Origin of the sequence: Parazoarcus communis SWub3 = DSM 12120, assembly GCF_003226565.1 — a bacterium.
Taxonomy (GTDB): Bacteria; Pseudomonadota; Gammaproteobacteria; order Burkholderiales; family Rhodocyclaceae; genus Parazoarcus; species Parazoarcus communis.
On the sequence record NZ_QKOE01000061.1, the window covers coordinates 1 to 1,564 of the forward strand.

1 protein-coding gene is annotated in these 1,564 nt (G+C 63.0%); it reads right to left on the reverse strand.

The annotated features are described in order from the left end of the window. Positions 1-1,500: cysteine peptidase family C39 domain-containing protein (locus DNK49_RS22955; RefSeq protein WP_207807099.1), on the reverse strand; the 1,500-nt coding region annotated here is incomplete at its 3' end. Positions 1,501-1,564: the final 64 nt, after the last annotated feature.

Here is a 1,564-nt window from a genome sequence, read left to right on the forward strand (position 1 = left end):
GCTGCCGTCGGCCAGGCGGCGTTCGTAGCGGATAGGGTCAGCCGCCACCCTGACAAGGATGGCCCCGTCGCGACTTTCTGCGGTAAACGCTCCGGTTGCGCTACTGTAGCCCGCGTAGGTACGTGCCCCTCCACCCGCAACGTTACGTTGCACCCGGGTGCCGGCTGAGGCAGGATCGTCAGTCACGTAGCTTAGCCAGTTGGTGCTCCACTTTGGCCCGACATGACCAAACGTGGGTAGCGCAGGCTGATAGGCTTCACGCTGATTGTAGGTCAACGTGACGAATACGGCCGGCCCGACCGCCGGCCGATAACCAACCGGCGTATCGGTCAGGTTCAAGCTAACAAGCATGCCGTGGACGTTGTACGTGCACATGCCCCTGCTGTCTTCGCAGTCCTTCTCCTTGTCGTCTTCGGGCGTGGTCGCCCTGGGGTCATTGGCCGCAGTGAAGCCCATGCCATAGACTTTGGCGCCTTCTTCAAGGGAGACGGTGCGCCAGCCGTCCTTCTTTTGCGTGGCAGGGACCAGGAAATAGCCACTCGATTCGTGTTCGATGGCATCGCGGCTCACCCAGAGATCGGCGCCGAAGGTCGGATCCTGAATGTGATAACGTCCGTCCCGCTCGCCCACGATGGCCGCGTAATGACTGACCTTCCAGTGAATGACCGAGGGAACCGGGATCGCGCCCCCTTTTTCGCGGAAGATCGGTGCGTACGCCATGCCGGCTTCGGCCGCCAGTTCCGAGACTTGGTTCAACGATACGCCTTGCTCACCGGAGCGGTAGGCTTCCAGGCGCAAAACGCTCGCCTGCGGCGCATCTGCATGCTGCGCAAGGGTGCGTAGCGCCATCGGACCACACAGGTAGGAGACGCCAGGGTCGTTGCGCATCATCCAGAGCCCCTGCCGGGCGCCCGCAACCGCCTCCGAGGCTGAGCCCAACAGTGGCCGGTCACCGACTTCGGCGAGCAACCCGGCAACGCGCTCCGCATGACCGACCCGCGCATGCATCCGGATCAGCTCGCCAACCGCACGATCAGCCAGGGAGCGGACCGGAATCCGCGCATCATCGCGACCGGCCAGCCAGGCCTGATGCCATGCGTCGATTGCACGGGAAAAGTAGCCGTTTGCGTAGTTGGCAAGCCCCAGGTTTGTGTACAACGACACCCGCCAGGCGGACTCCGGGTAACGCAGCAGGAATTCGTCGAAGGCGCCCAGACGCCCCCCAGGGGCCTCGCGCTCGTACTGCGCAATCGCGCGAGTCAAGTCCTCGTCTTCGGTACGAGAGGACATGGAAGCCGCAATCAACGGCTCTTCGAAGCCCGACACAAGCCAACGCCTCAGATCCTCGGATGCCACCCGCGGACGCTCCACTGCCGCAACGCCCAGCGGGTTGGCCGAATCGGGCACCCGCGCCAGTGCCCCCGTCACCCCATTCAGGCCAATCAGAACATACAGCACACCCTTACCCAGCCACTTGGAAAATAACGCTCGTCGAACCATCGAAAGCACTCCACAACGGAGGAAAGGGCATGTCGCTTGAGAAGCTCAAGTCATGCAGGAACCC